Origin of the sequence: Salinisphaera orenii subsp. halophila YIM 95161, assembly GCF_003732545.1 — a bacterium.
In the GTDB taxonomy this organism is placed as follows: domain Bacteria; phylum Pseudomonadota; class Gammaproteobacteria; order Nevskiales; family Salinisphaeraceae; genus Salinisphaera; species Salinisphaera orenii_A.
On record NZ_AYKF01000054.1, the window covers coordinates 1 to 252 of the forward strand.

General features: G+C 64.7%; 1 pseudogene. It reads left to right on the forward strand.

Annotated elements, in window-relative coordinates:
* Nucleotides 1–252 (forward strand): annotated as a pseudogene (locus SAHL_RS17735) (hypothetical protein); the annotation flags it as partial.

Genomic DNA, 252 nt, shown 5'->3' on the forward strand with positions numbered 1-252 from the left:
ACGGCGTGCGCTCGAACGCATGGGCCTGCCCAGCGCGCTCGCCTCGGTGGGGATCGTGTCTCTCTTGCTGGGGCTGTTCATGATGCTAGCGGTGGCGCTTGCCATGCCGATCACGCAGTGGGTGGATAACGCGCCGTCGATCCAGCGCAACATCGAGACGCAGGTCAACGACATCTCGCGCTCGTTCAGCGAGCTGCTGGAGGCCAACAAGGCGCTTCAGGAGATGACGGAAGGCGAGGAGGAGATCGGCGC